The sequence below is a fragment of the Niallia sp. MER 6 genome (genome assembly GCF_023714395.1).
In the GTDB taxonomy this organism is placed as follows: Bacteria; Bacillota; Bacilli; order Bacillales; family Cytobacillaceae; genus Niallia.
Genome location: NZ_JAMAUK010000021.1, coordinates 19804 through 45641 on the forward strand (window position 1 = coordinate 19804; position 25838 = coordinate 45641).

The window sequence follows — 25838 nt, forward strand, 5'->3', positions numbered from 1 at the left end:
TAAATAACATTAATTAGCCATCACTACATACGGTATAAATTAGAGTAAGACCAGAAGGAGAATCAGTTACTTTAATGGTGATTTTTAAACGGATTGGTTAAATTATCTCTTAGGAGTGATGACATGAATTTTTTGCATTGGTATGATTGGATACAGCCTACAACACCGTCTGCATCGATTATTTTCGGAATTCTCTTCACTGTGATTGCCGCAGCAACTGTGTGGTTTAATACAAGAAAAAAGAAAAGTACTGGCATTGCCTTTTTAACAGGATTGAGTGTAACGGCTATAGGGGTATATATTTTAGTAGTAACAGGGTTCTATAGCTGAACCCTGTTAAATGTATGTCAACCATTACATTTTGGTGATTTTTATGTGATGGAAACTAGTAATCAGCAAAAAACTGCTACAATATGGTTGTGAAGAAAGGGAGTGATAGGATGAAAAAGTATATTTATATGGTAGTAACCTGCTTTGTGCTAAGTGCAAGTCTTGTTGCAGGTCAAGGGATTTTAGGAACGCCCTCTGCAAAAGCTGCCAGTTCTGTAACATATACAGTAACAGCTGATACACTGAATGTAAGAAGTGGTTCGAGTACAAAGCATAAAGTGATTGGTTCAGTAAAAAAAGGTAGTAAGCTGTCTGTACAAAAGAAGGAATCGAACGGCTGGTATAAGATAACCTTTAAAGGAAAAACAGGTTATGTGAGCGGCAAATATGTGAAAGCGGCTTCAGCAAGTACTACAACTTATACGGTAACCGCAGACACTTTGAATGTAAGAAGCGGCTCGAGCACGAAGTATAAAGTGATTGGCTCTGTAAAAAAGGGAACAAAGCTTACAGTTCAGAAGAAGGAATCAAATGGCTGGTATAAAATTGACTTTAAAGGGAAAACAGGCTATGTCAGCGGTACATATGTAAAAGCAGCAACATCATCTAGTGTTTCATCAAAGTCTTCCATTGAGGATACTGTAAATAATATGAAGACACTTGGTAAGGCCCAACAGTTGATATTAGTGACATCATCGAATGCTTCTTCTAAAACAGCGACAATACGTACATTTGAGAAGACTAATGGCAAATGGAAACAAGTTCAATCGATGACAGGCGTGCTTGGCAAAAATGGAATGACTGACAAAATGTCAGAAGGCTCTCAAGCTTCACCGACAGGGAAATATACAATTGGGACAGCCTTTGGGAGAGGAGCTAATCCAGGTACGAAATTGCCGTATCGCAAAATTACAAGTGATGATGTTTGGGTAGATGATCCAGCCTCCTCCTTATACAATACTTGGCAAAAGGCTTCTAAAAACAATGGACGCTGGAAAAGTGCCGAAAAGATGAATATTCCTGAATATGATTTAGGATTTGTTATCAATTATAATACGAAAAACCCAGTTGCAGGAAAAGGAAGCGCGATTTTCTTCCATGTTGCAGGCAAGTATGGCTATACAGCCGGCTGCACAGCCACTTCTAAAGCTAATGTAACGACAGTGTTAAAATGGTTGAGTCCAGACAAAAACCCTGTAATTATTCAAACGCCAGATTCTGGTCTAGGCAAATACTAGGTTCATTACTGTCTGTCTTAAGTAAAAGGACAAGCCTCACTCACTCTTCGTGAGTGAGGCTTGTCCTTTTATTAGTAAATAGAAAAAAGGCGAGAAAGAATATTTTTCTTTCCCGCCTATGTTGTTTAATGGATATCTTTCTTTTTGAAATTACCGCCTTTAACTTCTGCTACATCATAAACTGTAACGAAGGCGCCACTGTCAATTTCATAGATGATTTCTTTCATTTTGCTTTCTTCCAGTCTGTTGATGACACAAGTGATTTCTTTAAATCTTTCACTAGAATAGGCTCCCTGTACTAGACTGTATGTAGCACTTCTGCCTAGTCTGTCACGGATAGTCTCTACCATCAATTCTGGTTCATTTGTAATGATTTTAAAGGTTTTAGATCCGCTTAAACCTTCTTCAACGATATGGATTACTTTAGAGGCGATAAAGTAGGCGATACCAGAGAGGATTGCTCCTTGTAGACCGAATACGATTGATACAATAGCAAATACAAAAACATTAAGAAATAAAATAAGGTCGCTCGTACCAAAAGGCAATTTTCGTGACAGTAATACTGCAAGCATATCAATTCCATCAAGTGCTCCACCGTTACGCAAAGCAAGACCCATACCAAAACCGATGATGATTCCGCCGACTACAGTAACAAGCAATGTATCTCCATGAATAATCGTATTGATATGGTGCATAAGTACTGTACCTGCAGCCAGTGAGGCGATGCCGATTATGGAAAATATCGCAAAACTCTTACCTATTTGCTTATATCCTAAAAATACAAATGGTAAATTTAAAATAGCAATCAAAATGCCTAGCGGTAAATCTGTCAGTTGGGATATAACAATGCTGATCCCGGTAACTCCACCGTCGGAAACATTGTTTGGAATTAATACTGCTTCAAGTCCATAAGCTGTAATGAACCCGCCAATAATTACTAATAAAATCCGCGATAAAAACTTAACATTATTGGGCTTTTTTTTCGTGATCACACTCATTTCTTTTTCCTCGTTTCTTTCTACACTTTTTTATTTAGCACAATTAATACTACCATAAATTCCGCCTTTTTTCACAAAAGGAAGGTTATTAAGACAAATTCCAAGCATTTTTTACATCATCTTTTCTTACTATGGAAAGAATAGATTCAAAGGACCTCGGTCATTTGTACTAAAGGGATTTGCTGTTTATATTATTACCTGAAAGGGCTGTGTATGATGCACGTCGCCATCACACTTCTGACTATTATAGCCTCTCTTAAATGGGGAGATTGGAAAAACTGGCGAAAATATCATGCCAGTATGTTTTTTATATCTACAGGTGGTCTGCTTTATGAGTATATCGTGAATGAAAATACACTTTGGAAGTTTCATCCCGATTTTTTATACAGCCACGAGATGATTGTCGTTATTTATGCACTTATAACCATGCCGATTAGTATCTTTCTCTTCTTGTCCCATTTCCCTGAAGGGTGGGTAAAGCGCATAATTTACATAGTAGTCTGGTCTGTAATCTATATAGTGATAGAGTGGATACTATTTTTGACAGGAAGAATATCGTACCAAAACAGCTGGCAATTTGGATATTCCTTTTTGTTTGATCTTATTATGTTCTCTGTCATTGCATTGCATCAGCAAAAACCAGGTCGAGCATATATAATATCTATAATCGTTATCGTTTTTCTTATTCTTTGGTTCGATGTCCCATTTAAAGTGCTAAAATGATTTATATGGAGATATATGTATATAATTAACCAACGATTGAGGGGTATGTTTCTATTGGAAAAAATAATCATGAATAATGATGATTCAAGCAAGGGCTTTTACTTATGTATGCAATTGTTATCACTTATAACATGTAAAAGAGTCAGCTTAATAGAAAGATGGAAGGAACAGTTTGAGAGTTGTGATGTAAGAGACAATGAAAAGATTTAATAAAAGCATGCAGTGTCTTCAATTTAAGCAGTATAAACAATGAAGACGTAAGGATAAAGAGGTAAACCTCAAACGCAGTAGTTTGAGGTTTTTTTGTACTCATTTATTTATTAGAAAATGGATCTCCAATTAAGGCATTAAGTTCGTCATCATTATGAAGGAAATCTTCTAGCGTATAGCTGTTAAGAACGGACAAGAATGCCTGAAGCGCCTCATTTAGAGCATGCTTTAGCTTACAGGAAGGGGTTAGGATGCAGTAATTTCTTCCTTCAGTGAAGCAGTTGACAATATGGAAATCTTCTTCTGTTGCTGTTACTACTTTCCCGATATTGATCTCATTAGGTTTCATAGCGAGTTTTAATCCGCCGTTTCGCCCTCTGATTGTTTCAATATAGCCAAGTTTTCCTAAGTGATGAATGATTTTCATTAGATGGTTCTTAGAAATATTATATGTATCGGCAATTTCTTGAATAGTACTTAATTGACCGTCCTTTTTTAATCCTAAATATACTAACACGCGTAAAGAATAATCCGTATAATTTGTTAATCTCATTAGAAAACCTCCATTGAAGCTCTCTTTATTATAGCACCTAACCGCTTAATGTGTAATTGTGACAAATTTATGAAAGATGTATTCAAAATATATCTTTTGTAATTAAGTTAAGTATAATGGAAACATGTAGAACAAATACATGTTTAAATGATGGGGGAAATAATCATGTTAAATGAAAAAACAATTGAAATTATTAAGAGTACTGTGCCTGTATTAGAATTGCATGGAACAGAGATAACAACTCGCTTTTACAAAACACTATTTACTAATCATCCAGAACTGTTGAATATCTTTAATCATGCTAATCAAAGAGAGGGTAAGCAGCAAACGGCTCTCGCTAACGCTGTTTATGCAGCAGCGGTTCATATTGATAAGTTAGGTGCGATTATTCCGGTTGTTAAACAAATTGCGCAAAAACATAGAGCGCTAGGTGTATTGCCAGAACATTATCCAATTGTTGGGGAAACGTTATTACAAGCTATCAAGGATGTATTGGGCGATGCCGCAACAGATGAGATTATCGGTGCATGGGCAGAGGCTTATGGTGTTATTGCAGATGCCTTTATCGGTATTGAACAAGATATGTACAGAGAAGCAAAAGAACAAACAGGCGGCTGGGAAGGCTTCCGAAACTTTGTCGTTACAAAGAAAGTAGCAGAAAGTGATGTAATAACATCCTTCTATTTAGAAGCAGAAGACGGACAGGAAATTGCATCATTCCTACCAGGTCAATACTTAACAGTAAGAGTGCATCCAGAAGGAGAAGAATATTCACATATTCGCCACTACAGCTTATCTGATGCGTCAGGCAAGTCTTACTATCGTATAAGTGTGAAGCGAGAAGAACATGGGGTAGTTTCCAATTACCTTCATAATGAGATCCAAGCAGGTTCTGTCTTAGAAATAAGTGCACCAGCTGGGGAATTTGTTCTTGACCAAAAGGAAACTCCAGTTGTACTAATCAGTGGCGGTGTCGGCATTACCCCAATGATCAGCATGCTTAACACAATTGTCAAAGAGCAGCCAGAGCGAGAAGTAGTATTTGTTCACGGTGCATTGAACAGCTCTGTTCATGCAATGAAACAAGAATTGCAACAGCTAACTGACAAGCATACTAATATAAGAAGTTATGTTGCATACTCTTCACCAACAGAAAAAGATATAGAAGCTAAGGTATTTGATAAAGAAGGCTATATGGATCTTGAATGGCTGCAGTCAATTGTTCCAAGTAAGGATGCGGATTTCTATTTCTGCGGACCAACTGCATTTATGAAACTAATAAACGCTCATTTAAAAGAATTGCATGTGCCAGCGGCTAATATTCATTTTGAATTTTTTGGTCCAGCAAGCAATTTGGAATAGTTGAATAGGGAGGAGCGGGCAAATGTCCGCTTCTTTTTCATCTATTCTAAAAATCAATCTTCGTTTTCATTAGTTTTTTTGGTGCAAAGGGTGCTTTTTTTTAAAACATATTTCGTTTAAAATAAAAAAACCGTCTTAAAAACAGGGCGGTTTTCCTTGATATGACGGCATTTTGCAAAAATAAGCCTATTTTTTTAAAAAAAGTTTTAAAAAAGTGTTGACGTTAACTTGAATAGAGTTATATAATATTACTTGTCGCTGATACAACAAACGAAATAAACGCTGAATCAGCAAGGAAAAAATATAAAAACTGGCCCATTGGTCAAGCGGTTAAGACACCGCCCTTTCACGGCGGTAACACGGGTTCGAATCCCGTATGGGTCACCAATATTCGGAGGATTAGCTCAGCTGGGAGAGCATCTGCCTTACAAGCAGAGGGTCGGCGGTTCGATCCCGTCATCCTCCACCATATAAATGCCGATGTAGCTCAATTGGTAGAGCAACTGACTTGTAATCAGTAGGTTGGGGGTTCAAGTCCTCTCGTCGGCACCATCTTTTAAAATGAGATGAGTCATTAGCTCAGTTGGTAGAGCATCTGACTTTTAATCAGAGGGTCGCAGGTTCGAATCCTGCATGACTCACCATTTACGCGGGTGTGGCGGAATTGGCAGACGCACTAGACTTAGGATCTAGCGCCGCAAGGCGTGGGGGTTCGACTCCCTTCACCCGCACCATGTAATTTAATAATTCTAAGCGGAAGTAGTTCAGTGGTAGAACACCACCTTGCCAAGGTGGGGGTCGCGAGTTCGAACCTCGTCTTCCGCTCCAAAAAAATGCGCCCGTAGCTCAATTGGATAGAGCGTCTGACTACGGATCAGAAGGTTATGGGTTCGACTCCTTTCGGGCGCGCCATATCGGGAAGTAGCTCAGCTTGGTAGAGCACTTGGTTTGGGACCAAGGGGTCGCAGGTTCGAATCCTGTCTTCCCGACCATTAATATTCTAAAATAATAACGGGGCCTTAGCTCAGCTGGGAGAGCGCCTGCCTTGCACGCAGGAGGTCAGCGGTTCGATCCCGCTAGGCTCCACCAATTTTATAAAAATGTATGGATGATAATATGGCGGTGTAGCTCAGCTGGCTAGAGCGTACGGTTCATACCCGTGAGGTCGGGGGTTCGATCCCCTCCGCCGCTACCATATTTCGGACCTTTAGCTCAGTTGGTTAGAGCAGACGGCTCATAACCGTCCGGTCGTAGGTTCGAGTCCTACAAGGTCCACCATCGGAATGCTTTTATCAAGGAGGAATACCCAAGTCCGGCTGAAGAGATCGGTCTTGAAAACCGACAGGCGGGTCAAACCGCGCAGGGGTTCGAATCCCCTTTCCTCCTCCATTAGTTAAATAAATAATATTATCGCGGGGTGGAGCAGTCTGGTAGCTCGTCGGGCTCATAACCCGAAGGTCGCAGGTTCAAATCCTGTCCCCGCAATCTGGTCCGGTAGTTCAGTTGGTTAGAATGCCTGCCTGTCACGCAGGAGGTCGCGGGTTCGAGTCCCGTCCGGACCGCCATTTTTAAAATATGTTTGTAATATAATATCGGAGGGGTAGCGAAGTGGCTAAACGCGGCGGACTGTAAATCCGCTCCTTCGGGTTCGGCGGTTCGAATCCGTCCCCCTCCACCATTTATAACCTTGGCGGTTGTGGCGAAGTGGTTAACGCATCGGATTGTGGCTCCGACATTCGTGGGTTCGATTCCCATCAGTCGCCCCATATTTTCTTCATATTCATTGGGCTATAGCCAAGCGGTAAGGCAACGGACTTTGACTCCGTCACTCGTTGGTTCGAATCCAGCTAGCCCAGTCATAAGGGAATGATTTATTCCCTTTTTATCCTTGCGGGTGTAGTTTAATGGTAAAACCTCAGCCTTCCAAGCTGATGTCGTGAGTTCGATTCTCATCACCCGCTCCAAAATAATATGGGCCTATAGCTCAGCTGGTTAGAGCGCACGCCTGATAAGCGTGAGGTCGATGGTTCGAGTCCATTTAGGCCCACCATATTATTGTTCCGCAGTAGCTCAGTGGTAGAGCACTCGGCTGTTAACCGAGCGGTCGTAGGTTCGAATCCTACCTGCGGAGCCATATAAATTAATATATATACATAACGAAAACAAAACATGCGCCTTTAGCTCAGCTGGATAGAGCATACGCCTTCTAAGCGTACGGTCAGAGGTTCGAATCCTCTAAGGCGCGTACCAAAAACGTTAATAAAGCGTTGAAAATACGCCTTTTTATTCGAATAGTTGTAACGGTCAATGAATCGGTCAACTTGCGAATAAGGAGGCGTATTTTTTATGGCGAAAAAGAAAGCATCGTTAACTGTTGAAACCGATTTAACCGGCTTATTCTCCCAAAAGAAACCACGAAAAAGGTCTTTCGTTGGCATCCCAATCGATAAGGCCCTCGCAACTGTACTCCGTCAAATGAAGGCGGTAGGGTTAAGGCAACGAACCTTAACTGACTACGAAACACACGTAAATCATTTCTGCAGAATTACCAAAGTGATATACATCGAAGAAATAACTGCGGAAAGTATCTTCGAATGGTTGTCCTCCATGAACGTAAGTAACCAAACGAAACTAATACGTTTAAAATGCTTCAAAGCGTTTCTTGGTCGCTGTTTTAACAACGGCTGGATTGAGACGAAATTTTGGATTGATATAAAAATAAAAGCGGATCGGCCGGTAAAAGAAGGAGCGACAGACAGAGATATAAATGTCCTTTTATCTATACTCGACCTTACAAACTTTATTGAACTACGTGATGCTACTGCGGTTTGTTGCATGTATCAGACGGGGATACGCGTTGGAACTCTTGCGCAATTAGAAACGAAGCATGTAGATCTTGAAAATAATCTGCTGAAGATAGATGGTGGCATTCTAAAAAATCACGAATCTATATATCTGCCGTTTGATAACGTTCTATCTAGGTTGTTTCAGGCACTAATAAAACAGAATGATTTAATTCGTAAAGACAGAAGGGTTAAAAATAACTTCTTATTTCTTACTATACACGGGGGACAAGTTGCATCAAGTCCCACTAACAATAACATTACTAAGCGTTTAAGTATGTATGTGAAAGAATACGGATTAAAAAATATCAACGCACATGCTTTAAGACGTGGATTTGCAAAAAAACTCCTTAATAAAGGGGCTAACATAGGACTTATCTCAAAAGCGCTTGGGCATAGCAACTTAGATGTAACAACTCGTTATATCCATTTAGACAAGGAAGAAGTTGTACAAGAGTTAAGAAATTACTTATAAAAAGAAAAAGAGCGCCAGCCGCGGCAACGGCTAACACCCTCTCGAATCGATAATTCCATACTATCGAAAAAAAGCGTAACAGTCAACGCTTATTTAACTACGAACTTTTTTTCGAATACTATGTTTGGGTTTGCGCTCCTTAAACAGGGAGAGAACGAAATGAATGAAAATACGTTTAAGTCAATCGAAGAACTAAACGCTGCAGTACGTGAGCATAGGGACCGCCATGTCTTGAGCGCAACAGAACGGACAGTACTCGATATACTTTCGCAATACTCATGCAAGACTATCGGCGAGTCATTTCTTGCGAAGTCAACAATCGCTGAATTGATCGGCAAGTCACGTCGCACTGTTATTCGTGTTTGCAATCGACTAGAAGCACTCGGTATTATACGCCAAGTTAAGCGCATGCGACAAACGGGTGACCGTAGGCAAACGAGCAATTTAATCGTTATACTGCCGGTAAAAACCGCCGTTGTCACACCAGCTTGTCACAGCGAAGAAGCTCCGCAATTAAACTCAAAATCTATAAATAATGCTAAAGAACGTACGGCCAAGCCGGCGTGGATTGCGCAATCATTCTTCGATTTAGTTTCTGCGCATCATAGTGACGTTAAAACAATCGAGGAGTATTGGCGAGCAGCTTACGCTACTACATACGCATATAACTTTACGTCCGCAACTAAGGCGGAAATAGCGATTGATGCATTCTACGCCATGAAAGCTAAACGCAAGAAACTACGTAAGCCTATTGCGTTCTTTGTTGGCGTAATAAAGCGCCAGGCTAAGAAACGATATGTGACTGAAATGTTTAACGACTATTATTCGTTTGAGTAAAAACCTTGCAGTCGTCCTTACGTCCGCCTGCTGCCCTATTATTGCATATTATTTTATTGCATAAGATTTAAACGAAGTGATGATATGTAGCGCCGTTTGAGCGTTAGCGAAATAAAGGCGCAATGTTGTAGTACTGACTAAGATATACCAGACTTTACGGAAATGGGAGGAAAACGGAGTAATCTGTTGATATATAAGGGTTTTTCGGCTGAAATGGCGATTTTTAAATGCACCCGAAATGTCCCCTTAAATGGCGATTTTGCACCCGAAATGTCCCTATAGATTCCGATATCTTCCGAAATACAGTGATTATAAAGGGTTAGATATCAGGCGCAAGCTGCTGACGCGTGCCTGCCTCCGAAACATCAGGGTTAGATATATTCGTTTATGCAGTATCTTATGCAGAATATACGAACCACTTACGATAAGTAACCGTTGATATACCAACTCTAAACGACTGTATAAAGTCATAGTGAATCGTTAACGCAATGAATATCGAACGAAGACCGTCATATCAACGTTTGAACGACCGACGTTATGTAACAATACATGCAATTGATACATAATTTATGCGGAATAATGAATTCGTTATACAATACGAAGCGACAACCCGAACGAGAATTTTAGAAGGGGGCGGCCCTCCCGAAAACCAATCCGTCTCCAGGCCGTAGCAACTTCCGAGCAACAAAAATGAATCCCGAGGGTAAAAAATTACGCAGCAAAAATTTTAAACTCCGGGGTTGCAAACGCAATGCCTCAGATATACAATGAATGTAACAAAATCGGAGTTATTGGAGGTAACGTTACATGAGTACTGTCGAACCTATTCGCAAAAAGGCGGACATCGAACGAATGAAAAAGTCGCTACATGGCCGTGATCTATTGTTATTTATAGTCGGAATCAATTCAGCGCTACGTATTTCGGACATACTTGCGTTGAGGGTCGGAGACTTGCGCGGTAAGGATTACATCGGAACGGAAATAAAAACGGGTAAGACGAAGCGATTCGAAATAAACAACTCGATTAAGAAGGCGGTAAAGGAACTCGTACCTGCAGACGCAAAGGATAGCGACTGGCTATTTCCGTCACGTAAAGGCGATAAAGCAATCAGCCGAGTTCAGGCATATCGTATTTTAAACGCAGCAGCAGAACGTGCCGACCTTAGCATCGAAATGGGCACTCACACGATGAGGAAAACGTTCAGTTATTTCGCATATAAGTCCGGAGTTGACCTTTCGCAATTAATGACGATACTAAACCACACTTCGCAAAGAGAAACGTTAAAATATATCGGTATTACACAGGAGCAGACTGACGACGTATATAGGGCGATTAATCTTTGACACAAACACATGCAAATTGCGAATTAAAAAACGCTTGGAATTTTTTACAATTATGTTTTTTAGTGCGATATAATGATGTTAAAGGGAGGCGATTGTATGACTACATACGAATACAAGACTATTAAGTTTGACCGAAAAGGTGTGTTCAAATCGAAGGTAGATCCCGACACTGAATTGAACAAACTGGGAGCGGAAGGCTGGAAGGTAGTAACGAGTTTTACTGCAGGAGTTGGCGTCGGTAATTCTGACGAGATATTCTATACTCTTATGCGTGAAAAATAAGCCCGCGACGTTATGTCGGGGCTTTAATATCGTCAATAGACGAATATGTCTCCTTCTTTATCCTAGTTAACACTTTTGGTAGTTGACCATTAATTTGTCTCCCAGAGAATCTTAATACTTTCCATCCATTCTTTTGTAAATATCGATTTTTTCTTCGATCATGTGCCTTTTGTTCAGGTGAAGAGTGCCATTGCTTTCCGTCACATTCAATTGCAAGACGATAGGAGATGAGCGCAATATCAATACGATAAGAACCGCAATGAACCTGTGTTGATACATCGTAACCATTAAATACTAAAGCATCATAAAGTCGTCTTTCAATTGGACTTTCGCATCTATCTCTAGGTGTGGCTGGTGGGGATTCATTGGGCTTATGAAGAATAAATGCGAGTAAACTTAGTGCTAGTAAACCAAAAAATACTATATATTCAAGCATGAGTTATAGTTATACACTCCTAAATTAAAATAAGTACCGCAATTAAGACGGTACAAATTTATTACGGATATTTCTTTCCTTGTTAATCATATATACTAGTTCGTCCCGATCGATTAAGCGTACTTTATTAGCCTTCGCTAGATTCTCTGCAGCAGGTGTAAAATAATTGTTAGTTATAACCATTGCACCATGTGCATTATAATATCCCATTGCAGCCACTATTTCTTGAACGGCCGAAACCCCAATTGTACCGTTATAACGTTTGGCTTGTACCACAAACTTTTTTTGCCTTTTATGTAGGATAAGGTCCGCCCCGTAATCTCCTGAACCTTTTGTTACTTCAGCTTTATAACCGATTTTTTCGAACAGAGGCACTAGAAAATGCTCGAACTCTAATCCCTTCATTTTATCTACTTCACTAAGATCTATAATATGTTGAAATACTTTTTTCCTTCTTAAATAGCGATACAGCAAATAGGAAATACCGGCAAGTATTAGAAGATTAAATATGATTGCGACTATTCGTGCGCCTTGTTCTGTACTTAAAAAGCCTACAAATAAGCAGAATCCAAAAATAATATTGGTCGGTTGTTTCCACCATACTTTGCTGTTTTTCTTTGACCTTTTATTCTTCATTTAATCACCTATGTTTTTTAAAATTAACTTTTCCATAAATAGGTGACTTTATTCTTATACATCGAAATAATCGTCTACTTTAGCTCCGGGGTCAATCTTACGGACCGCCTTCATTAGCTTTTTCAATACATTAGGTGAAGGTACATAGTCTGGATCGTTGCATGCTTTACTTACCGTATTCCTACTAACCCCAGATTCCTCGCGTAATTCTTCCTGCGAATACCCATGACGATCTATCATTTTCCCCAACTTACTGCGTTTTTTTCCTCCGAATCCAAATAACGAAAACACTCTAATGACCTCCTAATGTAAAGATAGTACTAGCATTCTCGTCCAACTTTCCCAAAATTATACGAAAGTTTCTCGAATTTTTGCGAATAATGTACAAACAGTGGCTAATAGGCTTATAACACGATAGCTTCACGTTAATTTCACATTATCGAATAAGTAGTGTAAAAGAATTTTACGACGATAAATGTTATAGGCATGCAAAATAACAAATCTGTTAAGAGAGAAGGGAACATCAATGTTATTTACACCTACAATTATTATTGCGGGAGGAACAATGCTTGCAATAGCTTTACTAGATAAGACTGCAGAGGCATATGGATTCCAAGGCCTTGGCCTAACGCTAAGAATTCTCGTCCCTATTGTCGCTATGATTGCCGGCGTTTACTTTTTGGAAACTAATGCGATATTGAGGTGGCTGTAATGAATTTTTGGTTAAAATTAAGTGTACGTAAGAAACTAATTAATGCATTCCGTTCCGCTGATCTTTACAAAACAATCGGAGACGACCGCAAACTATACCCTCGAATACATTCCGTAGTCACAAACGAAAATTCAACTCAAATTACATTCTCCTTACTAAACGGCATGAATCCCGACTTACTTAAAAAGAACTTTTACGTATTTCAGCAATACTTCGGTAGCAGCATTGAACTTGAAGGCGAAATAAAGAAGTTTACTCTTACGACTCACCAGCAATCAATGCCAAGCGATTTAACCTATAACTTTGCCGATATACAGCCGGTAGTTTCTCCGTTTAGACTCGGTATAATTTGCGGAAAGGACCGCAACGGGGAGTACCATGCGTTTGACTTACTCGAACAGCCCCACATATTAATTGCTGGCGCCACTGGTAGCGGAAAATCCACCCAGATACGCTCTATTCTTACAACGCTTATTAAAACTAAGCGACCGGAAGAACTACAGTTATTTCTCGGAGATTGCAAGCGATCTGAGTTCCATTTGTTCCGCAAAGTGGAGCACGTACAATGCGTCTATAGCAGCGCCCGAGATATTGAACGAATGTTATTGAAGATAAGTTTAGAAATGGAGAGGCGAAGTAAGCTGACAGAGTTATACGAAGTTGACCATATTGACGACTTACCGCCAGAACAACGGTGTCCGTATTGGGTTGTTTGCATTGACGAGTTCGTAATGCTGAGGAAAAACGAAGAGATAATGTCTATGTTAACGGAGATTGTAGCAATTGGCCGAACTTTAGGGGTTATAGCACTTTTATCTATGCAACGTCCTCATAGCAAAGTACTCGATACGACTATTCGGGCCAATCTGACCGTCTCTATGGGGTTTAAATTGCGCGATCGCATCGAATCAAATATTGTGAATACGCCAAATGCCGAAAAAATCGAAGTGAAAGGGCGTTTCATTATGAACAGCGATAAGATACGGGAGATACAAGCGCCTTATCTTACGATGGATAAAGCGAAGAAGCTACTCAATCCGTTTATGGTAATGAAAGAGCAAGCGAAGGAAGTAAAGCCGGAAGAACCGAAACAACTAACCGAGGAGGACGTATTCAATGGCAACTAACCGAGACAAAGCGATTATAAAGGACCTTAATAAATTCCGTGTGATGGACCGTGATAGTATCGCCGAGTTACATTTCGCCAATTTGAAGAATCCACAAGTTGCAGCGAATAACGTTCTATTACGGTTAGTACGTGATGGCAAGTTACAACGTTCCAATGCTTTTGTGCCTTACGTTTATTTCGGTCCTGACGTTAGTATGAAGAAGAATAGCGCCAAGATAGGGCACTTCCTTGCAATCTTAAACGTTTATAAAGAGATGCGAAAGTTAGGACGGTTAGAATCATTTTTGCCGGAACCTAAGTACGGAAAGAAAGGCGTTGCAGAACCGGACATATTCGCCGTATTTAGGGGAACCGGATTCTTTATCGAGGTGCAAAGAACGCTATACAGTCCGAAGCAAATGAACGAAAAACTGGAACGATATGTAGACTTATATAACAGCGGAGTGCTGCCGAATCCCTTTCCGCACGTTTTAATTCTTTCTGCAGAACCGTACAACATTAAAGGCGATTACCCTTTTCGCATATTCCAAAGTAGCAGTTTCGCCGAATTTGTTGAATCGTTACAGCCTCGCAAAGTAACAAAGACCGCTATTAAAAGCGAAGGTGGCGGAATAAAGATGCTCGTAAAATAAAAAAAAGGCCTCCGATTACTTTTCGGAGGTTTTTACGCTTACCCATATATCATAGACCGATAAATCTAATACTTCTGCTATCGCATATGCTTTGTCTAAAGCAGGAACCCCACCGTTTATATACGTATGAATCGTATTACGACTAATACCTGATTGGTTAGATATCCAAGAAACTTTTATTCCTCTGCTTTCAATAATCTCTTTTAATGTGCTCTCAATAGTTTTTTCTTTCTCCACAGGTTATCACCTCTTAATTAATATATCACAATTTCAGTAAATTGCTAAATAAAATAATTTTTTATTTATTTTACTTTACAATAATGACGGTATGCAGTACACTAAGTACAAGCAGAACGTCAGGGGGTGAAATAATGATTTTGTTGAACGATAATCACTGGCTTTGGAAAGTAGCTTTTTGGATTGTACCTGCTAGCATCTTTACATTAATCATGACAGGAGTGATCAGCGGATGAGAGAAGTAAACGTGCTTTACACATGCCCGAGTAACCCGGCATTTGAAACGGTTAGCGGCGTGGCAAAAGTATTAGCACCAAATATAGTTTTATCGTATGTAGAGCAAGGAGATTGGGCATTTCGAGTATTAGAAGAAGAAATAAGCGAAGAGCAAAAATCGGTCGAAATCGACCTGTGTAACTGCGTGAGTGTCTTCTTCACAATGGAAAGTACTACTGGACTTGAGGTTAATGCAGAATTTCTTTCGAAGGCAAACTTTTTAGAAGTTATTGAGGCATTAGCGGGTAAAAAGAAAATGCCCAGCGACGCGGGAACGTCGACGAGCAAATGAAAAAACAATGTATATAAATTATAGCAAATACCGTTAAGAAAAGTAAAGATTGACTATAGAGAGACTTGGCAGCCTCGCAAAATGCAGAGGGATTGAGGAGGAAAATAAAATGGTAAAGGTGACAATTCAATATAGATATCAAGGGGAAATCAACGAGCAAGAAAATACAGAAGGTGTGCTATTTCCAACGGGACAAGTATTTTCGGTTGCAGATGGGGAATTTGATATTTACACCGCAATATATACAGACATTCCTGGCGTTGTTATTGTGGATCTCGATAAAGAAGATAACGGATATATAAATCTAATCAGCAATCCGAATGCATTAGTGGATTTACTTGTAGCGAACTAATACAAGAACGTCTGGCTGGCGGGCATAGCCGTTACGGCAATAACGGTTAGTTTCACGCTCGGATCGGCGGCAAACGACCGAGCTTATCAAACGAATAAGGGAGATAAGCGAAAATGGAAAACTATTACGAAAAATTAGTAGGACTTTATGAAGAAACGAAGGCTACATACGATAAATTGAACGGTCTGCAATCTGCGTTAGATAAAAAAGTATCGAGTATTTACCACGATATCGAAAGAAGCGAGTTTGATTCCGAGGGCGGACATTCCTACGCTTTGAAATTAAAAGAGACTTTGCAATATCGTCGGGTAATCAAAGATACTCTTCAGCAAGTAAGTCCGGTATACACAATGCTACGAGATAATATCGAAACTGTTGAGGAACGATATACAAGGGCTACGGCAAAAGGGTACGAACTAAGAGAATCGTTAAATGTTCGAATGGACATCGACGAGGTATTAGAATTAATCGGTTAAGGGCAGGCTGAACGCTTAGCCCTTTTTTGATAACGTTATTTTTTGAATTAAAATAATGCCCCAAAACATCATTCTACGCACCTATAGGATGAGAAGTGTACTTGCGCAGTTAGTATGATTTTTATTTTGAATAACCGACATTTTATCGCTGTACGCACGTATAGGAGGGAAGTGCGATTTAATGCGCCCCATTCCCACCGAATAAAAGATAATTGGGTCAAAGTGAGAGTTTAGTGGCTTACTTTTCAATAATTTCGTCGTAATAAAGGTGAGGAGATTACTTTTTATTAGATTTCTTAGCAAAGTATATAGGCAATATTTTTAAAGACAGTTACTTTTTAGTGGAAATTGTATCAGGATAGTTGTGAAGGTACCTTTTTATCCCTTCAGTTATCTAGCCTTTTATAGAGGAGTAGTACCATTTTTGCCGAAATGTCTGGCTTATATATGTAGAAATAAATTAACAAAATAGGTTGTTTTTTCTGCGGATTGTCTGCCTTATATATGAGAAGAAATTTTAACAAGTTAGGATGCTATTTTGCTTTCTACGCACCTATAGGGTGAGAGTGTAGAAATATTACATTTGTGTTAAATCGAAATATTATAGGTTGTATTTTTGTTCTCTGCGCACCTATAGGTGGGAAAGGTTAATTTAATAAAACATATCCAGCGTCTTTCAATCGCGATGCCTATGCGATTGAGGGCGCTTTTTTAGTTTCCACTAAAGTTAATAAAAACTCACAAGGAGGTCGAAACAATGTATTTAACAGCTGATGAATTTTATAAGATTCGTAAGGTTTACCGATTAACCCAAACCGAGGTAGGCGCTCTTTGCGAAGTCTCCCCGGCATATATCAACATGATCGAAAAAGGCAGCCGTAACTTATCGGAGCGAGTTAAAAGGAGGCTAATTACGGAGTTAAAACTAACGCCTGAAAAGCTCGCTCGCATTCTCGCAATATACGAAGAAACCAATATTAGGGGGATTTAACTTGGCGATTAATTATCTTGAGGAACAACGCGCTTGGATGGGCCTTACACCGAATCAGAAACGGGCTGTAATGGATGAAAAGAAAGGTCTACAGGTAATCAACGGTAAAGGTGAGGATGTTACACACCGTTATGACGTCGGCATTAAAGTTACGCAACAGCAAATATACGGAAAGAAAACGAAAGATGAATTAGAGGCGCATGAAACCGCGAACGGCGGATTTGTGTACGCCTTTTTTAGTGCCTGCAAATCGATGGAGCAAGAGTTACCGCGGTTTAATCAATCGGACCTCGCACGCGTTATGTTCATCGGCACGTATATCGCATGGGAAACAGGCCAGCTAAAGTATGACAACGGCGTGCCTATCGATAAGAAAGGCCTCGCACAGCTAGTCGGTATTAGTCGCAATAAGTTCAGCGAGTTCTACACTAAGGCGTTACAGAGCGATATCATTCGCGAAGAAGGTTCGGAGCTATACGTTAATCCTGGCTTTTTCTATCGCGGATACCTAAAGGACGTTAAGACAGTGACGCAATCCTTTCGCTATACTCGTCTTTTCCGCAAGACAGTGCGCGACCTATACGCAATGTATAACGGACGCCCTATTAAACAACTTGCGCTCATCTATGCGGTGCTGCCTTACGTTAATTTTAAGTACAACATCATAGCGCATAACCCGGAAGAAAGTAACTACGACTTAATTGAGCCGATGGAGTTGGATGAGTTGGCGACATTACTCGGCTACACAACATCGAAAAGGCTATCGACTGCATTACGCGCTATTAAGTACGAAGGTCAGCCGGTGTTTGGTTTCTTCGATGCCTCCGGAAAGAAAAAGAAAGTCGTAGTAAATCCTCGCGTAGTCTACGCAGGAGACGGAAAGAGCCTTGAAGCTATCCGCATCCTTTTTAAGTAGGTGCGAAATGAAAAGCGTGATTATACAGCAATCAACTATGGCAATGCCCGGCGGTTTCTTGCTAACGACTACCACTGCGGATGAGGAAACAGGAGAGATAACGGAACAACAAACAATCGTTAGATCTTCTTTCGCAAGGGATAGCGCAGTAGAAGGCGCCTTCGATGATGCGGTGAAAATCGCGGAGAGCAAAGGGGCGACCGACATACAAATAGACAGTCCATTTTATGAAGCAATTAAATCAAGACGACAAATGTTAGAGGAATGAGGGGGATAACTATGGCACGAAAAAATTCAAAGAAAACACGTTATGAAGGCATGAGTCAACGCCAACAGCGAAGGGCAGACCGTTCTTTTACACGACGAAACGATGCAACTAATTGGACTAACAAATTATTCGAGAAATTAAAGGAGAATGACAATAATTTAAATTAATAATATTTAAGAAAATGAGGGGTTTAGGTGTTAACTAAAATTTGTAGTAAGTGTGGATTAGCTAAGGACCGTAAGGATTTTAACAAGGATTCGAGAAGTAAAAGCGGGATAAGGTGTCTTTGTCGAGATTGTCAAAAGAAGGAGAACGTAACTTATAGATCTTCCTATAACGGAATTATCCGGCGGGCTTTTCACGTTGCTAAATCCAGGGCTAAAAAGTACGGTGTTGTGGATGACTTAACATTCGAGCAGCTTCGAGATATTTTTGATTTTTTCGATGGGATTTATGCTTATTGTGACCAGAAATTAGAAGACACGCCAAGCGTCGATCATATTATTCCCTTTTCAAAAAACGGGACTAATACAGCATCAAATATAGTGATTTGCTGTCAGAGGTGTAATACAGTCAAGTCTAATTCCTCGGTTGTAGAATTTGCTTGTAATAACGTAGAGCACATAATCACCTACACCGAATGTATGTCAGGACTTCCTCGCGAAGGAGTACGAGATATGTTTAATCGAGGAGTAATGTAATGAATTATGCAATATTCAAAGGAATGAAAATTAAACCTAACTAAGGAGATGGAATTATGAATTATACAGAAATTTATATGGTAGAAAGTGTTATAGACAGAGGAACAAGAAAGTCAGCTGATTATATTTACTCTGTGGAAAAACATGTAGCAGACGAATTAATTAGCCAAGGAAAAGCAAGAGAAGTTAATTATCAATCATTAAATGCACATAAGGAGGGCGTAGATAAATTACTAAAAGAATTTGAACAAAAAATCACCTCAATTAAGGAAAACTATCGTCTTACACCAGAAGGAAAGTTAGAGGAGATTGCTGCGTTAAAACAGGCAACTGAGGTGAAAGTGGAGGAATATCAGAACAAGTATGAGCAGGATTTAAAGACACTAAAGCAAGCAGCAAAAAGAACCGCAGGTACAATAGAACTAACTAATAATTATGATGCAGATAAAGTTCGCCAAACAGTTGGAATCATTAAAACTGAGGTTAGTATGGCAAGCAGTTTTACGCAAGCAATTAAGGCGATTGACGAACATGTTATGAATATCGATCAAGATTCAGCGCGTGAGCTTTTATCGCAATTCAGCGAAATTAAAACTATGTTAGAGCTTAAAGGTAAAAAAATGCAGGCAAGAGATGACATCTCTAGACAAGCAACTGTTAACAGTGTCATTCGTCGAGCCTATGAGTCAATTAAGCAAGTATCAACAAATGAGAGCCAAAGAAATGCCTCCGTTGAGTTTAGAATGCTAGAAGCAGTTGAAAAGTATAGTGGTAATATTCGAGGGGATTTTGATCGGATTGCTCGTAAATACGAGCGAAACATAATTTAACAAGGGGGGAATGTTGATGATTTTAAAAGTCCTGAATAGTGACCGAAAACTAGTCGCATACCTCGAAAATGCATACGAAGTTTCCTATGAAAAGAAGCTGAACGAAATTCCGTTGGCTTCTTTTTCTTTGCCCTTAGATGATCCGAAGGTTGCAGAGTGCAAGCCACTTTATTATGTAGATATTCCAAACCATGGACTATTTCGAATAATGCCAAGTTCTACATTGCGTAACGAAACAGACAAGAAAATAACCTTTAACTTAGAGCACGTTTTAGCCACACTGTTGGACGACGTGCTTTTTCAATACCATCAAACAACAAATCGAACAACACGCTACAACATCGAGTATATTCTATCGCAGCAATCTACAACACATTGGAAGCTTGGTACATGTGCATTTGATAAGTATTTTGCGTATAAGTGGGAGAACGAAAACGGCTTACTTGGAGCAATAAACTCAATAGCCGAACCGTTTGACGAAAATTACGAGTGGACTTACGATACAAGCTCTTATCCGTGGACGTTGAATCTAATTAAACCGAGCAGCACACCTACTTGCGAAATAAGGTACGCAAAGAACTTAGTAGAAAACAAACGCGACGAGGATCCAACAGACATAACTAATCGTATTTATGCACTTGGATATGGCGAAGGAGTAAACCAACTTAAAATCGATAAAGTCAACAGCGGCAAGCCATACGTTGAAGATACTACTTCGATTGCGACATACGGGCTCAAAGCGTATGTATACGCCGATACTTCCATCGAAGATGCTGCGACTTTACTAGCAAACGCGAAAGCGCTATTGAAGCAGTCGAGTGTTCCGAAAGTTTCTTATAGCGTTACTGCTGCGGACTTATCAGCACTAACAGGTGTGAGTATTGACGAATTTAAATGCGGAAAGGTCGTTAGGATAGTCGATCCTGACTTCGGAACATTTGAACAGCGTATAGTTAGCGAATCAAGGTCCGACATTAAAGGGGCGCTGGAAGACGTGTCGCTTGAAATCGCCAATAAGTACGAGGATATAGCGGGTTCTATCGCTGGATTGGAACGGTCTAGGCAAATAAACGAAGTGTACTCACAGGGCGCAACCAACATCGATTCTCATAACTTTGCCGATAACGCTGACAGTGATAATCCTGCGGAAATTACCATCTATTTGCCGGACGAGTTAGTTCGTATAAATAAGCTCGTTATGTCTTATAAGACCGATAAATTCCGCGCATATGAACGCTCGATTAAAGGTGGTGGGGCAATCGTAGACACGACTAGTTCTGGCGGTGGCTCTACTCAAACTAGTTCCAGCGGAGGACAGTCGACACAGACGAGTTCAAGTGGTGGCGGAGTAAGTACTTCAACGGAAAGCGGAGGAGGAACGGTTCAGTCCACGAGTACTAAGTCTTTCGCACAGTTAAACCTTACGTCACAAGTTCCGCAAAATGCTATCGGTGGAAGCGCAGAAGGATATCCAGATTACGGATTCCACTTGCACGAAGTCCAAATACCTGGCGACTATTTTGAACATAGTCATTCCGTTACAGTGCCAGCACATACGCATAATTTCAGTGTTCCGGCTCACACGCATTCTGTTTCAGTTCCGGCTCACACTCACAACGTAACGATTCCAGCGCATACACACGAATTAACATTGCCGAACCATACTCACGATATCGAGTTCGGTATCTTTGAGTTGGACGAATCTGCAACGTCTGTACAGATAGTTGTCGATGGAAACACCGTGCCATTCACGGCTACGAGTGGTAACTTAATCGATTTGATACCGTACCTTGATATCGATTCAAACGGAAAAGTTAATCGTGGTTGGCATACGATTCAAATTAAACCAAATAAGCTGGCCCGCATTACTGCACAAGTATTTTCTCAAGTATTTCTGCAGAGTCGTGGTGGCGGCGATTATTGATAGGAAAACAAGGAGCTGATTAATTTCGGCTTCTTTTTTATTTATAAAAGGAGGAATAACAATGTCCATGAAAAAGAAGGTGCAAATATTAGAGTCGTCTTTGCAGGATCATAAGCAGTTACTAAAGGAGTTTAAACAAGTAACTAATCATGACCAACTCAGAACATTTGCAGCAGAAGGTTTAAAGAAAATGAAGCCGGTAAGTCAAAAGATTCGCAAGTTGAACAAAACGGTTACTGATCGCGAGTTACGAGCCGAATGCCTCAAGGCGGAAGCCGAAGTGTTGAAGTTACTGACGATGTTTGAGCAGATAGTCGGTGAGTCTAATGGCTAATCAAAACAATATTTCTTTTCGAATAAGCGCCCAGGACGACTTTACACACGTATTTCGTTCGCTTGAAAACTCGGTAAGTGGCTTACAAAGTACAGTCTCAGGAATGGGGCGACAACTTAGTTCGTCTCTTTCATCAGTAAACGGAAGCGCTCAACAAACGTCGCAACAAGTCGGCTCGCTTTCTCGCAGTGTTTCTAATGCGTCGGGTTCTATGGTTGCAGCTGGTACCGCAATGAGTGGTGCAGGCATTGCAATTGCTGGGGCACTTGGATTCGGTGCAAATAAGGCGATGGACTTTGAGGCGCAACTATCTAGCGTTAAAGCCGTTTCCGGAGCTACTGCCGAAGAGATGGCAACACTTGAACAAATCGCACTCGATGCCGGAGCTTCTACGAAGTATTCAGCGTTAGAAAGTGCGCAAGGTATCGAGGAACTTATTAAAGCCGGTGTGTCACTCGATGATATTATGTCCGGCGGATTAGAAGGCGCCTTGAACCTGGCAACTGCAGGCGGATTGGAATTAGCGGAGGCAGCCGAAATTGCTTCGACGGCATTAAACGCCTTTAAATCGGACAATCTCGAAGTAGTTGACGCCGCAAACCTTTTAGCCGGTGCCGCCAACGCTTCTGCAACGGACGTAGGCGAGTTAAAGTATGGTCTATCAATGGTTTCTGCGGTAGCTAGTGGCATAGGATTATCGTTTAAAGATACGTCTACAGCACTTGCCTCCTTTGCGCAGAATGGTCTTAAAGGTTCAGATGCTGGTACATCATTAAAGACGATGCTGTTAAACCTTTCGCCTGCAACCGATGGAGCTGCCGAGCAAATGAAGGACCTCGGATTAGCAACGGCGGATGGACAAAGTAAATTTTACGACGCCAATGGATCTATTAAGTCATTAGCTGAAATCGCAGAGCTATTAAAAACGCAGTTAGCCGATTTAACCGACGAACAACGTCAGATGGCACTTAAAACGATGTTTGGTACCGATGCAATCCGTGCAGCGAATATCCTCTACAAAGAAGGTGCTGACGGAATTAACAGCATGTACAAGGAGATGTCGAAGGTTACTGCTGCCGATGTTGCCGCCGAGAAGCTGAAAAACGTTCGAGGACAAATGGAACAGTTGTCGGGGTCAGTTGAGACGCTGGCTATTTCGTTTGGAGACGCATTGCTTCCGTTAATCTCAGGTATTGTTAGTGCGCTACAATGGGTTGCCGACAAATTCAATGCACTATCCGCTCCAATGAAAAGTGTAATTGCAATTAGCGGTGTCTTAGTTGCTGGGCTACTTCTAATCGGAGGACCTATTCTTGCCTTAATTGGATTCCTTCCCTCGATAATTGCCGGTATTCAATTATTAGGGGTCGCACTTGGCGCGGTGATGTCGCCAGTTACGTTAATTATTGCTGGGATAGTCGGACTCGGAGTCGCATTGGTGGCTGCATACAATCATGTCGGTTGGTTCCGCGGCATGGTAGATGCTGCTTGGGAGTGGATTAAAAACGCATTCTTTACCGCGTTGGAATACATTAACGGCGTGGTTCAATGGGTTATGTCAGATATCAGTGCGTTTATTGGCGAGCAGTTAGCGAAAGTTCAAGCGTTTTGGGATGATAACGGCGCAGCGATTATGACATTGGTGCAAACTTACTTCGGAGTTGTTTGGGAGTATATCCAAATGGTTATGGGCCTCATTCAGGGCATATTCCAAATGGTATGGCCTATCATTGTCGGAGTACTTGAAGCAGCATGGGAGACAATCAAAGCCGTAGTTGAAACTGCAATCGATTTAGTACTTGGAATTATTCAAACAACAATGAAAATCTTGCAGGGAGACTGGGAAGGTGCTTGGGAAACGATTAAAGATACGGCTGAATCGATTATGGAGAATATTATCGGAATCTTTGAAGGTATCGATCTCCAGAAACTGGTAAGGACATTATTAATGGCTTAATCGGCGGTATTTCTTCAATGGCCGGAGCAGTTAAAGACGCGGTAACAGGTATCGGAGAAAAGATTAAAAATGGCTTTACTGGATTCTTCGATATTCATTCGCCTTCCCGCGTTATGAAAAATGAAGTCGGTAAATTCATTCCAGCAGGTATTGCCGAAGGTATTACGGGCAACGTGAAGTCCGTTATCAACGCTGCAAAGGTAATGTCGCAGGCTATCATGCCGGAAAGCATGGATATGGCAGTTGCATATAATATGCCGACTGGTAACGCCTCGTTAGGCAATTTCAAGTCAGAGTCGTACGTCGATTCAAGAGATACCGTTATTAACTTTGAGCGAATGTTTGAAGGCGCTAATATCACCGTAAGAAAAGACAGCGACATAACGGCTCTTGCTCGTGAGTTGTTCTCAATGCAAAAATCAGCCACTCGTGGCAACGGAAGAAGATAATATAACGGCTCGGCTGCTTGCAGTCGGGCTTTACTTATGGAGGCGGTAATATATGCGTTCAACTGAACAATTAAAAAGTGAACTAGAAGAACTTAAAAAGCAGGTACGCCAGGACAGAATCGCTAGAGGAGTGCCGGAGGAAACACCGGAATACTTCGTTTCGGAAGCAATGACGACGGTACTAATCGAGCGCTGCAAGCCGTTATTTCAGTACGTTGCAAAGTATACGCAATTATGTAGCGATAGCAATCAAGTACTACCTGCAAGCTTAGAGATATTCGAAAAGTATGCGAATTATTTAACGCTAATTAGATACTCGAAGTCCCGTCAGAACTGCTTTGCAACCGGTATGTCCTTGGCGAAAAGGTACATCGATAAATCTGACCAGTATGCAGGCGCAAGTGAATACGTTCGTCGTTTAGGGATGGCGTTAAGTATTGCGAAATTAGGTTTCGAAATGACACTCGATCAGGCGACGTATAACCACCGTTTAACCACTGAAATGCTCAAGGAAATACGAAGGGAATCAGAGGTAGAGTACAAACAATTGCAGGCCGATGATGCGTTATTTAATGCGGAGGCCCAGCGCTACATGGAACATTACGAATCAATTAAACATTTATTCTAAGGAGGAGCCGAAATGATTACGCTTAGTGAGATTAAATCAAGCCTAACAATTCAACAAATGAATGCAGCACAAATACTTGTTGATAACGAGTTCGCCGGCAAGCAGAAAAGAACTTATGAAGAAATTGCGGAAGAGATAGGCGTCACAGCGAGGACACTGTACGAATGGAGAAAAAACCGAGCATTCTTGTTGTATCAAAACTACATTACGGACAATGCTATCGATTCATTTATGCCGACAGCTATTGCGAAGTTACAAGAATCAATCGAAGGTCGTTCAAATAATGGAATACCGAGCATGAAGGCGTTGGAACTTTACTTCAAATTATCCGGAAGGCTTATCGATAGGAAAGAAATTGTACAGTCAGAAACGCCTAAGACTAGCGTACGTTCTGACGAAGAAATCAGACGTGATCTTGAAGAGCTTAATAAAATTTTGCAATAAAGTAGAGCCCAGACTTATGCCCA

General features: G+C 40.7%; 32 protein-coding genes and 21 tRNA genes. 47 read left to right on the forward strand and 6 right to left on the reverse strand.

Annotation, left to right across the window (positions count from 1 at the left end):
• Positions 1-123: 123 nt before the first annotated feature.
• Both M3600_RS20095 and M3600_RS20100 read left to right on the forward strand, forming a co-directional pair.
• Positions 124-330 (forward strand): hypothetical protein, encoded by a 207-nt coding sequence (locus M3600_RS20095; RefSeq protein WP_251647226.1) that lies wholly within the window; start codon positions 124-126, stop codon positions 328-330.
• Positions 331-440: 110 nt separating this feature from the next.
• Positions 441-1568 carry an SH3 domain-containing protein gene (locus tag M3600_RS20100; protein WP_251647228.1) on the forward strand — a complete coding sequence of 376 codons (1128 nt, stop codon included), beginning with the start codon at positions 441-443 and terminating at the stop codon, positions 1566-1568.
• 125 nt (positions 1569-1693) lie between these two features.
• Here the strand turns inward: M3600_RS20100 and M3600_RS20105 are convergent, their stop codons facing one another.
• The gene (locus M3600_RS20105) at positions 1694-2566 is read right to left on the reverse strand and encodes a YitT family protein (protein WP_233315622.1); all 873 of its coding nucleotides are present in this window, start codon (positions 2564-2566) and stop codon (positions 1694-1696) included.
• A 213-nt stretch (positions 2567-2779) separates the two neighbouring features.
• On the opposite strand from M3600_RS20105, the gene M3600_RS20110 reads away from it, so the two are divergent.
• Positions 2780-3289 carry a CBO0543 family protein gene (locus M3600_RS20110; protein ID WP_233314941.1) on the forward strand — a complete coding sequence of 170 codons (510 nt, stop codon included), beginning with the start codon at positions 2780-2782 and terminating at the stop codon, positions 3287-3289.
• A gap of 313 nt (positions 3290-3602) precedes the next feature.
• Here M3600_RS20110 and M3600_RS20115 read toward each other — a convergent pair whose 3' ends face one another.
• Positions 3603-4052 carry an RrF2 family transcriptional regulator gene (locus M3600_RS20115; protein WP_233314943.1) on the reverse strand — a complete coding sequence of 150 codons (450 nt, stop codon included), beginning with the start codon at positions 4050-4052 and terminating at the stop codon, positions 3603-3605.
• A gap of 165 nt (positions 4053-4217) precedes the next feature.
• Between M3600_RS20115 and hmpA the strand changes: the two genes are divergently transcribed.
• From hmpA to M3600_RS20245, 26 genes are all read left to right on the forward strand, one after another.
• A complete protein-coding gene (gene hmpA, locus M3600_RS20120) occupies positions 4218-5414 on the forward strand; it encodes an NO-inducible flavohemoprotein (protein WP_251647230.1) in 1197 nt (398 codons plus the stop codon).
• A gap of 312 nt (positions 5415-5726) precedes the next feature.
• Positions 5727-5801, forward strand: a tRNA-Glu gene (locus tag M3600_RS20125).
• A gap of 6 nt (positions 5802-5807) precedes the next feature.
• Positions 5808-5883, forward strand: a tRNA-Val gene (locus M3600_RS20130).
• Positions 5884-5890: 7 nt separating this feature from the next.
• A tRNA-Thr gene (locus M3600_RS20135) sits at positions 5891-5966 on the forward strand.
• Positions 5967-5982: 16 nt separating this feature from the next.
• A tRNA-Lys gene (locus M3600_RS20140) sits at positions 5983-6058 on the forward strand.
• Between the two features lie 5 nt (positions 6059-6063).
• Positions 6064-6148, forward strand: a tRNA-Leu gene (locus M3600_RS20145).
• 19 nt (positions 6149-6167) lie between these two features.
• Positions 6168-6242 (forward strand) — tRNA-Gly (locus M3600_RS20150).
• 7 nt (positions 6243-6249) lie between these two features.
• Positions 6250-6326, forward strand: a tRNA-Arg gene (locus M3600_RS20155).
• Positions 6327-6329: 3 nt separating this feature from the next.
• Positions 6330-6406 (forward strand) — tRNA-Pro (locus tag M3600_RS20160).
• Between the two features lie 21 nt (positions 6407-6427).
• Positions 6428-6503, forward strand: a tRNA-Ala gene (locus M3600_RS20165).
• 29 nt (positions 6504-6532) lie between these two features.
• A tRNA-Met gene (locus M3600_RS20170) sits at positions 6533-6609 on the forward strand.
• A gap of 6 nt (positions 6610-6615) precedes the next feature.
• Positions 6616-6692: transfer RNA gene (locus tag M3600_RS20175), tRNA-Ile, on the forward strand.
• An 18-nt stretch (positions 6693-6710) separates the two neighbouring features.
• Positions 6711-6803 (forward strand) — tRNA-Ser (locus tag M3600_RS20180).
• A gap of 22 nt (positions 6804-6825) precedes the next feature.
• A tRNA-Met gene (locus M3600_RS20185) sits at positions 6826-6899 on the forward strand.
• Between the two features lie 3 nt (positions 6900-6902).
• A tRNA-Asp gene (locus M3600_RS20190) sits at positions 6903-6979 on the forward strand.
• A gap of 29 nt (positions 6980-7008) precedes the next feature.
• Positions 7009-7092 (forward strand) — tRNA-Tyr (locus M3600_RS20195).
• Between the two features lie 12 nt (positions 7093-7104).
• Positions 7105-7180, forward strand: a tRNA-His gene (locus tag M3600_RS20200).
• Positions 7181-7198: 18 nt separating this feature from the next.
• A tRNA-Gln gene (locus M3600_RS20205) sits at positions 7199-7270 on the forward strand.
• Positions 7271-7304: 34 nt separating this feature from the next.
• A tRNA-Gly gene (locus M3600_RS20210) sits at positions 7305-7378 on the forward strand.
• Positions 7379-7387: 9 nt separating this feature from the next.
• Positions 7388-7464, forward strand: a tRNA-Ile gene (locus tag M3600_RS20215).
• Between the two features lie 9 nt (positions 7465-7473).
• Positions 7474-7548: transfer RNA gene (locus M3600_RS20220), tRNA-Asn, on the forward strand.
• A gap of 37 nt (positions 7549-7585) precedes the next feature.
• Positions 7586-7659: transfer RNA gene (locus tag M3600_RS20225), tRNA-Arg, on the forward strand.
• 101 nt (positions 7660-7760) lie between these two features.
• The gene (locus tag M3600_RS20230) at positions 7761-8732 is read left to right on the forward strand and encodes a tyrosine-type recombinase/integrase (RefSeq protein WP_251647232.1); all 972 of its coding nucleotides are present in this window, start codon (positions 7761-7763) and stop codon (positions 8730-8732) included.
• 159 nt (positions 8733-8891) lie between these two features.
• Positions 8892-9569, forward strand: a complete 678-nt coding sequence (locus M3600_RS20235) for a helix-turn-helix domain-containing protein (protein ID WP_251647234.1) — start codon at positions 8892-8894, stop codon at positions 9567-9569.
• Positions 9570-10376: 807 nt separating this feature from the next.
• On the forward strand, positions 10377-10913 hold the full coding sequence (locus M3600_RS20240) for a tyrosine-type recombinase/integrase (protein ID WP_251647236.1): 537 nt from the start codon (positions 10377-10379) through the stop codon (positions 10911-10913).
• A 96-nt stretch (positions 10914-11009) separates the two neighbouring features.
• Positions 11010-11195, forward strand: coding sequence for a DUF4177 domain-containing protein (locus M3600_RS20245; protein WP_251647238.1), 186 nt, complete (start codon positions 11010-11012; stop codon positions 11193-11195).
• A 10-nt stretch (positions 11196-11205) separates the two neighbouring features.
• On the opposite strand, the gene M3600_RS20250 is transcribed toward M3600_RS20245, so the two are convergent.
• Genes M3600_RS20250 through M3600_RS20260 form a run of 3 tightly spaced genes read right to left on the reverse strand, consistent with a single transcriptional unit; the run spans position 11206 to position 12507 of the window.
• On the reverse strand, positions 11206-11631 hold the full coding sequence (locus M3600_RS20250; RefSeq protein ID WP_251647240.1) for an endonuclease domain-containing protein: 426 nt from the start codon (positions 11629-11631) through the stop codon (positions 11206-11208).
• 42 nt (positions 11632-11673) lie between these two features.
• Positions 11674-12267 (reverse strand): restriction endonuclease, encoded by a 594-nt coding sequence (locus M3600_RS20255; RefSeq protein ID WP_251647241.1) that lies wholly within the window; start codon positions 12265-12267, stop codon positions 11674-11676.
• A 54-nt stretch (positions 12268-12321) separates the two neighbouring features.
• Entirely contained in the window at positions 12322-12507 is a 186-nt protein-coding gene (locus M3600_RS20260; RefSeq protein ID WP_251647243.1) for a helix-turn-helix transcriptional regulator, read from the reverse strand.
• A gap of 286 nt (positions 12508-12793) precedes the next feature.
• Here M3600_RS20260 and M3600_RS20265 point away from each other — a divergent pair, with 286 nt between their 5' ends.
• From M3600_RS20265 to M3600_RS20275, 3 genes are read left to right on the forward strand one after another with little or no spacing between them, the layout of a single operon-like run.
• Positions 12794-12979, forward strand: a complete 186-nt coding sequence (locus tag M3600_RS20265; protein ID WP_251647245.1) for a hypothetical protein — start codon at positions 12794-12796, stop codon at positions 12977-12979.
• The gene (locus M3600_RS20270; protein ID WP_251647247.1) at positions 12979-14106 is read left to right on the forward strand and encodes an FtsK/SpoIIIE domain-containing protein; all 1128 of its coding nucleotides are present in this window, start codon (positions 12979-12981) and stop codon (positions 14104-14106) included. Before M3600_RS20265 ends, M3600_RS20270 begins: the two co-directional genes overlap by 1 nt.
• The gene (locus tag M3600_RS20275) at positions 14096-14740 is read left to right on the forward strand and encodes a replication-relaxation family protein (protein WP_251647249.1); all 645 of its coding nucleotides are present in this window, start codon (positions 14096-14098) and stop codon (positions 14738-14740) included. Before M3600_RS20270 ends, M3600_RS20275 begins: the two co-directional genes overlap by 11 nt.
• Before the next feature lie 15 nt (positions 14741-14755).
• On the opposite strand, the gene M3600_RS20280 is transcribed toward M3600_RS20275, so the two are convergent.
• A complete protein-coding gene (locus M3600_RS20280) occupies positions 14756-14977 on the reverse strand; it encodes a helix-turn-helix domain-containing protein (RefSeq protein WP_251647251.1) in 222 nt (73 codons plus the stop codon).
• Positions 14978-15224: 247 nt separating this feature from the next.
• Between M3600_RS20280 and M3600_RS20285 the strand changes: the two genes are divergently transcribed.
• The 15 genes from M3600_RS20285 (at position 15225) to M3600_RS20350 (ending at position 25815) form a co-directional block, all read left to right on the forward strand.
• Entirely contained in the window at positions 15225-15545 is a 321-nt protein-coding gene (locus tag M3600_RS20285) for a hypothetical protein (RefSeq protein ID WP_251647253.1), read from the forward strand.
• A gap of 109 nt (positions 15546-15654) precedes the next feature.
• Positions 15655-15897 (forward strand): hypothetical protein, encoded by a 243-nt coding sequence (locus M3600_RS20290; protein WP_251647255.1) that lies wholly within the window; start codon positions 15655-15657, stop codon positions 15895-15897.
• Positions 15898-16010: 113 nt separating this feature from the next.
• A complete protein-coding gene (locus M3600_RS20295; protein ID WP_251647256.1) occupies positions 16011-16373 on the forward strand; it encodes a hypothetical protein in 363 nt (120 codons plus the stop codon).
• A 757-nt stretch (positions 16374-17130) separates the two neighbouring features.
• Positions 17131-17364, forward strand: coding sequence for a helix-turn-helix domain-containing protein (locus M3600_RS20300; RefSeq protein WP_251647258.1), 234 nt, complete (start codon positions 17131-17133; stop codon positions 17362-17364).
• Between the two features lies 1 nt (position 17365).
• Complete coding sequence (locus tag M3600_RS20305) at positions 17366-18280, forward strand: hypothetical protein (RefSeq protein ID WP_251647260.1); 915 nt, start codon at positions 17366-17368, stop codon at positions 18278-18280.
• Positions 18252-18548, forward strand: coding sequence for a hypothetical protein (locus tag M3600_RS20310; protein ID WP_251647262.1), 297 nt, complete (start codon positions 18252-18254; stop codon positions 18546-18548). The genes M3600_RS20305 and M3600_RS20310 overlap by 29 nt, the downstream gene beginning before the upstream one ends.
• A gap of 11 nt (positions 18549-18559) precedes the next feature.
• Positions 18560-18715 carry a hypothetical protein gene (locus tag M3600_RS20315; protein WP_251647264.1) on the forward strand — a complete coding sequence of 52 codons (156 nt, stop codon included), beginning with the start codon at positions 18560-18562 and terminating at the stop codon, positions 18713-18715.
• Between the two features lie 228 nt (positions 18716-18943).
• Positions 18944-19249, forward strand: a complete 306-nt coding sequence (locus M3600_RS29410) for an HNH endonuclease (RefSeq protein WP_396953831.1) — start codon at positions 18944-18946, stop codon at positions 19247-19249.
• 56 nt (positions 19250-19305) lie between these two features.
• Positions 19306-20079: a hypothetical protein gene (locus M3600_RS20320; protein ID WP_251647265.1), complete on the forward strand. Its 774-nt coding sequence runs from the start codon at positions 19306-19308 to the stop codon at positions 20077-20079.
• A 16-nt stretch (positions 20080-20095) separates the two neighbouring features.
• Positions 20096-22003, forward strand: coding sequence for a phage tail protein (locus M3600_RS20325; RefSeq protein WP_251647267.1), 1908 nt, complete (start codon positions 20096-20098; stop codon positions 22001-22003).
• A gap of 61 nt (positions 22004-22064) precedes the next feature.
• Positions 22065-22337, forward strand: coding sequence for a hypothetical protein (locus M3600_RS20330; protein ID WP_251647269.1), 273 nt, complete (start codon positions 22065-22067; stop codon positions 22335-22337).
• A complete protein-coding gene (locus M3600_RS20335; RefSeq protein WP_251647271.1) occupies positions 22330-24294 on the forward strand; it encodes a phage tail tape measure protein in 1965 nt (654 codons plus the stop codon). Before M3600_RS20330 ends, M3600_RS20335 begins: the two co-directional genes overlap by 8 nt.
• Before the next feature lie 17 nt (positions 24295-24311).
• A complete protein-coding gene (locus M3600_RS20340; RefSeq protein WP_251647272.1) occupies positions 24312-24743 on the forward strand; it encodes a hypothetical protein in 432 nt (143 codons plus the stop codon).
• A 52-nt stretch (positions 24744-24795) separates the two neighbouring features.
• Positions 24796-25371: a hypothetical protein gene (locus M3600_RS20345; RefSeq protein ID WP_251647274.1), complete on the forward strand. Its 576-nt coding sequence runs from the start codon at positions 24796-24798 to the stop codon at positions 25369-25371.
• Positions 25372-25383: 12 nt separating this feature from the next.
• Positions 25384-25815 (forward strand): phBC6A51 family helix-turn-helix protein, encoded by a 432-nt coding sequence (locus M3600_RS20350; protein ID WP_251647276.1) that lies wholly within the window; start codon positions 25384-25386, stop codon positions 25813-25815.
• The last annotated feature ends 23 nt before the right edge of the window (positions 25816-25838 follow it).